General features: G+C 69.1%; 5 protein-coding genes. 4 read left to right on the top strand and 1 reads right to left on the bottom strand.

Annotation, left to right across the window (positions count from 1 at the left end; translation table 11 throughout):
• Positions 1 to 255 precede the first annotated feature (255 nt).
• Together OM076_RS13950 and OM076_RS13945 are read left to right on the top strand one after the other, a co-directional pair.
• Positions 256 to 1,773: a DUF2252 domain-containing protein gene (locus OM076_RS13950; protein WP_270040593.1), complete on the top strand. Its 1,518-nt coding sequence runs from the start codon at positions 256 to 258 to the stop codon at positions 1,771 to 1,773.
• Between the two features lie 24 nt (positions 1,774 to 1,797).
• A complete protein-coding gene (locus OM076_RS13945; protein WP_270040592.1) occupies positions 1,798 to 2,307 on the top strand; it encodes a DUF1269 domain-containing protein in 510 nt (169 codons plus the stop codon).
• A 21-nt stretch (positions 2,308 to 2,328) separates the two neighbouring features.
• Here OM076_RS13945 and OM076_RS46070 read toward each other — a convergent pair whose 3' ends face one another.
• On the bottom strand, positions 2,329 to 3,036 hold the full coding sequence (locus tag OM076_RS46070) for a potassium channel family protein (RefSeq protein WP_270040591.1): 708 nt from the start codon (positions 3,034 to 3,036) through the stop codon (positions 2,329 to 2,331).
• A 174-nt stretch (positions 3,037 to 3,210) separates the two neighbouring features.
• On the opposite strand from OM076_RS46070, the gene OM076_RS13935 reads away from it, so the two are divergent.
• Both OM076_RS13935 and OM076_RS13930 read left to right on the top strand, forming a co-directional pair.
• Positions 3,211 to 3,555: a carboxymuconolactone decarboxylase family protein gene (locus OM076_RS13935; protein ID WP_270040590.1), complete on the top strand. Its 345-nt coding sequence runs from the start codon at positions 3,211 to 3,213 to the stop codon at positions 3,553 to 3,555.
• Between the two features lie 144 nt (positions 3,556 to 3,699).
• Positions 3,700 to 5,967 (top strand): winged helix-turn-helix domain-containing protein, encoded by a 2,268-nt coding sequence (locus OM076_RS13930; RefSeq protein ID WP_270040589.1) that lies wholly within the window; start codon positions 3,700 to 3,702, stop codon positions 5,965 to 5,967.
• The last annotated feature ends 138 nt before the right edge of the window (positions 5,968 to 6,105 follow it).

Genomic DNA, 6,105 nt, shown 5'->3' with positions numbered 1-6,105 from the left:
GTGCTCTGATCGGCACCACGCTGGGACAACTCACGACCCACCTGCGCCTGCGCTAGCGCACCGCTAGCCGATTCGTCCATACGAGCATCCTCCGATCGCACCCACGGACGGTCATCGACCCGATGGGATGAAGTTCGCGCCCCACCGACGAGCGCCGGCGCATTTCATGCCATGTGGTGGATGACGCGCAGGCCGAGCGGCGCTTGAGTGGCACGCGCTGCACTCGCAGTTCGGCAGGCGAAAGGAACGATCACCATGATCGACGTCAAAGAGGCTCCCGCGGGCGCTGGCGCAGTCGGTGCGACCGACGGTCACAACGGGGAGCGGGCGGTGTCGCTCGACGCGCGCCCGGGCAACGAGCGCCGTTCCAAGCCGAAGGCGGTCGTCCACCTGACCGTCGCGGAGCGGGCGGAGAAGGGCAAGGCGGCGAGGCTCGCGGCACCGCGTGCCGAGCTCGGCGACTGGCAGCCGGCCGCCGATCGGCGTGATCCGGTCGAGCTGCTGGAGGAGCAGGCCGCATCCAGGCTGCGGGAGCTTGTCCCGATCCGCTACGGCCGCATGCTCGTCTCGCCGTTCACGTTCTTCCGCGGCGCCGCGTATCCGATGGCGGCCGACCTGGCCGGCGCACCTCGGACCGGGCTCGACGTGCAGCTCTGCGGCGACGCGCACCTGTCCAACTTCGGGGCCTTCGGCGCGCCCGACCGGCGCCTGGTGTTCAGCATCAACGACTTCGACGAGACACTGCCGGGCCCGTTCGAGTGGGACGTCAAGCGGCTGGTGGCCAGCTTCGCCGTGGCCGGCCGTGATCGCGGGTTCGACGCGAAGCAGCGACGTTCGATCAATCGGGACGTCAGCAAGGCGTACCGGGAGGCGATCCGGGAGTTCGCCGGGATGTCGAACCTCGACCTCTGGTACTCGCGGATCGACGTCGACGAGATCGACGCGGCCGTGGCCCAGCATGGGTCAGGGAAGCAGCGCAAGCGCTTCGAGGCCAACGTGGCGAAGGCGCGGTCCAAGGACAGCCTCCGGGCGTTCACGAAGCTGACGACGACTGTCGACGGCGAGCCGCGGATCGCGAGCGATCCGCCGCTGATCGTGCCGATCGACGAGGTCGCGGCCGGCGCGGAGGAGTTCGACCACGCGGAGTTCGTGCGCGGAGTCATCCGCTCCTACCGGCGTACCCTGACTCCCGATCGCCGAGAGCTGCTCGAGCGCTTCCGCTACGTGCACGCGGCGCGAAAGGTCGTCGGCGTCGGCAGCGTCGGAGCGCGCGCGTGGATCGTGCTCATGCTCGGGCGCGACGACCACGATCCGCTGTTCCTGCAGGTCAAGGAAGCGCAGGCGTCGGTGCTCGAGCCGTTCGTCGGCAAGAGCAAGTTCAACCACCACGGCCAGCGCGTCGTCGAGGGCCAGCGATTGACGCAGGCCGCCGGCGACATCATGCTCGGCTGGATCCGGGTCGCGGACCTCGAGGGCGTGAACCGGGACTTCTACATCCGCCAGCTCTGGGACGGCAAGGGCTCCGCGCTCGTCGACCTGATGGAGCCCACGGCCATGACGATCTACGCGCGCCTGTGCGGGCATGCGCTCGCGAAGGCGCACGCCCGCTCCGGGGACGCGATCGCGATCGCGAGCTATCTCGGCGGCAGCGACAGTTTCGACCGTGCGCTGGCGACGTTTGCCGAGACGTACGCCGATCAGAACGAGCGCGACTACAGCGCGCTGCAGGAGGCCGTCGCCTCCGGTCGCATCGCGGCCGAGACAGGCCTCTGAACAACAACGGAAGGGAGCATCACCATGACGGATCAGACGCAAGCCCCCGTCGACCTCTACATCGCGGCGTATAGCGATCCCAACGCCGCCCAGGCGGATTGGGATGCCATCAAGCAGCTCGCGAAGGACGACGTGATCACGGTAGAAGCGCTCGTGCTCGTCACCCGGGACATGGACGGGAAGATCGATGTGAAGGACAACTTCCACACGGTCGGCGTCGCCGCGGGGCTAGGGGCCGCCGGTGGCCTGCTCATCGGGCTGATCTTCCCGCCCGCCTTCCTCGCCTCCGGCGTGGTCGGCGCGGGCATCGGCGCGGGCGTCGGCGGTCTCGTCTCGCACGCCCAGAAGAAGGACATCAAGGAAGAGGTCGCCGAGTCTCTCCCGCCCGGCAGCTCGGGCATCGTCGCCCTGTTCGACGAACAGTGGGTCGCCGAGGTCGAGAAGGCCACGGCCAAGGCGGACAAGGTCTCAAAGCACGAAATCGACAAGGACAGCGCCGAGGAGGCCAAGAAGGCCGTGGCCGCCACCGCGTAGACGCATCCGCATGTCTCCGGCCTACGGGGCGTGGGTGCGCCGCGACCCGAGGTCGGAGACGAGCAGCGCGACGACGGTGACGAGGTAGACCTGCCCCACGAGCGCCTCGGTGACTGCGAAGGTGTGGCCCAGGTCAGAGCGCGTGAGCACGTCGCCGTAGCCGACCGTGGTGAGCGTCGCGAAACTGAAATACAGGCAGTGGGCCGTCGTCGCGGCGACGTCGTTGGCGAAGACGGGAGCGCCGCCCAGGTGGTCGATCGTGCCGTACGCGAACGCGCAGAACAGGCCGAACATCAGGTAGAGGCACAGGACGCCCAGCACTGCCTGGACCGTCGTATGCCCACGGGCGCGCAGGCCGCGGAGCACGCCGATCGCGATCGCCGGCGGCGCGACAGCGACCAGCAGGCCGCTCGCGATCCGCGCGGCGCCCGTGTTCGTCGTGTCCGCGAGCGCGAGCGCCGCGACGGTGGCCACGAGGATCGCGCCGGCGACGACGGCCAGCCGCACGATCCGCAGGCTCACCTCGCCCGCTCGCAACGCGAGCACGAGCGTGCTCGCGCTGAGGGCGGTGATCAGGACCTCCTGCCACGGACCACCGGGCGCGACGCCCTGGACGATGAACAGCACCACGAGCGAGGCGAGGAGCAGCCCGTAGCGTTCCCGGAGCCTGCTTTCGCGCCGGGCCGCGCGGATCTCTTCCTGAGACGGTTCGGACCGGGCAGCGACCACGCACGCAGCATCCGCTCAATCGGCTACACGCTCATCGTCCCGACTGGATGAAGCGCGGCCACGGATCGATTTCATCCCATTGGCACGATGAGGTCTGGCCGGCGCCAGCCTAGCTTCGACAAACAATTTCACGGCCGACGAAAACCCCGCAGCGTTCGATCGCTGTTGAACGTTATGGATGACTACACAGACCGCCTGCGCAAGCTCGCCCTCGGTGACGAGGCGTTAGTCGCCTCCCTCCTCGCGGCCGAGCCGAATCGCGAGGCGTCGGGCCTCGAGGACAAGATCTACGCACTCGTGCGCCTCGGGACCACGGTCGCGGTTGACGGTGGGCAGGCGTCGTACCAACTGGCCGTCGAGCGTGCCTTGGCGGCGGGAGCCACTCCGGACGAAATCGCCGGCACGCTCCTCGCTGTCGTCTGCTTGACGGGGGTTCCGCGAGCCGTGGCGGCTGCCCCGAAAGTGGCGCTGGCGCTCGGTTATGACGTCGAAGCCGCGCTCGAAGGGCTCGACGTCTAGCGCCGCGAACCGGAATTGTGGGCGTCACCCCGTCTGGGTGATTGCATGCGGCGCGCTGCTCTGCGAAGCTCGACGCGTAGCCGAGCAGGGTTCCGCTAGCGCTATCCAGGTCCTTTTGAATCCGCCCCTGACGAGCCTTTGGCCATGACGCCGGCCGAGCTTCCGTATGAGTTGATCGAGGCGAAACTCGCGCCACTGGAGTTGCGCCCCGACACGGTGGCGAAGACCGAGCTGATCGACCGGTTCCGCGCATCGAGCGCACGTGCGGCGAGCGTGGTGGCGCCGGCGGGCTTCGGGAAGACGACATTGCTCGCGCATCTGGCCGAACTGGACGGGCGGTCGTTCGCGATGGTGGCGCTTGACGAGCGTGACAACGATCCGGTGGTCCTGCTGCGCTACGTCACGGCCGCCCTGGATCGCGTCGAGCCCGTCCCGGTGCCAGTGTTCGAAGCGCTCTCGACGCCGGGTCGATCGGTCTGGGCAACCTGCGTTCCCCGGCTGTGCGCGGCACTCTCGGCAGCGGCGAACCCTGTCGTCCTGGTGCTGGACGACGTGCACCTGGTGAGCGATCCAACGTGCATGGACGTGGTCGCCGCGCTCATCGACCACATTCCGGAGCGATCGCGGATCGTGTTGTCAAGCCGGGAAGAGCCCGCGTTGCCGCTGCCGCTTCTGCGCTCGCAGGGGCGCGTGTTGGAGATCGGCGCAGGCGATCTGCGCCTGAATGTGGAGGAAGCGGCGGCGCTGCTGCGCAACGCGGGCGTCGATCTCGACGACGCTGCCGTCGCCGAGCTCGTGGAGCGGACCGAGGGCTGGCCGGCGGGCCTGTATCTCGCCGCACTGTCGCTGCAGGCGGGGAGGGCCGGGCCGCAAGCGGTCCAGGCGTTCGGCGGCGATGACCGGTTCGTGACCGACTATCTGCGGTCCGAGCTCCTGGCGCAACTCACGGACCAGGAGGTGCGGTTCTTGACCCGCACCTCCGTGCTCGATCGGATGTGCGGCGGGCTGTGCGATGCGGTTGTCGGGCAACACGACTCTTCGCGCGAGCTCGTGACGCTGGAGCGCCGCAATCACTTCGTCGTCCCGCTCGAGCGCAGCCGGACGTGGTACCGCTACCACCACCTGTTCCGCGACCTGCTGCGCAGCGAGCTCGGGCTCCGCGAACCGGAGATCGCACGCGAGTTGAACCGGCGGGCGATGGCGTGGTGCGAGCGCAACGGCATGGCCGAGCCGGCGCTCCACTATGCCCACGAGGCCGGCGACACCGACGCCGTCACCCGTCTGATCGAGCAGCTCCTCCTGCCTGCGTGGTACTCCGGCCGCGTGGCCACCGTCGAGTCATGGCTCGCCTGGTATGACGACGCGTTGCTCAGGCGCTATCCGACGATCGCCGTGCTCGGCGCCTGGGTCTACTTCCTTACCGGGCGCCCGGCCGAGGGCGCGCGCTGCGAGCGCGCCGCGCAGATGAGCACGGCATCGCCGGTACTCCCGGACGGGAGCGCGTCGATCGAGCCGTGGATCGCGGCGCTGCGGACCTCCACGTGCCCGGACGGAATCGAGTCGATGCTCGCGGACGCCGAGCTGACGTTCGAGCTCAGCCCGGACGGGTGGTTTCGACCGGCGGCGCAGCTTGCCGCCGGGGTGGCACACGTGCTCCTCGGCGACCCGGATCGCGGCCGCGAAGCGCTCCTGCTCGCATCCGAGATCGCCGCATCGGCCGGTGCATCCGAGGACGGCACCGCCGCTCTCGCCGAGCTCGCCTTTGTCGCGATGGAGGCGGACTCGTGGGACGAGGCCGCGGTCCACGCGGCGCGGGCGGTGTCGGTCGTCGAGAAAGCGGGGCTCGACGACTACATCGTGAGCGGGCTCGCGCTTGCCGCCACGGCGCGCATCGCGATCCAGCACGGCGATGTCAGGCAGGCCCGCGAGGACGTGGCTCGGATCCATCGCGTGCGCCCGCTCTTGAACCATGGACTCCCTTGGTTGTCGGTCCAGATCGGCCTCGAGCTCACGCGCCTGCATCTCGCGCTCGGAGAAGCCGGTGTCGCGGGCACGGTGCTGGGCGAGGCCGAGGCCATCCTGCGCGTCCGCCCGCGGTTGGGAACGCTCGCCGTGCTCGCGCGCGAGCTCCGGCAACGCGTCGCGGCAACGTCGATTCCGAGCGGCCAGTGGGCGATGAGCCTCACAGCAGCAGAGCTGCGGCTCCTGCCGTTGTTGACGACCCATCTCGCGTTTCCGCAGATCGGGGAGCGGCTCTTCCTCTCGCGCACCACGATCAAGACGCAGGCGAGCTCGATCTACCGCAAGTTCGGCGTGGCGTCGCGAGACGAAGCGATCGAGCGGGCCGTCGAGCTCGGCCTGCTCGAGGACTCACGCTACCCGGCGCGAGCCGACACGATCACGTCGCGCTGATCGCCGGCGCGAGAGGCGCGTTCATCCCGAGTGGATGATGAGCAGCGGCTCCAGGACACATACGGTCGCGGGGTCAACTGCATCGCCACGGGAGTACGTGTCATGACGACGGTGGAACACCCGAACGCCACGGTTCTA

It is taken from the genome of Solirubrobacter ginsenosidimutans (genome assembly GCF_027587205.1).
This window is presented reverse-complemented; position numbering and strand designations above follow the sequence as displayed.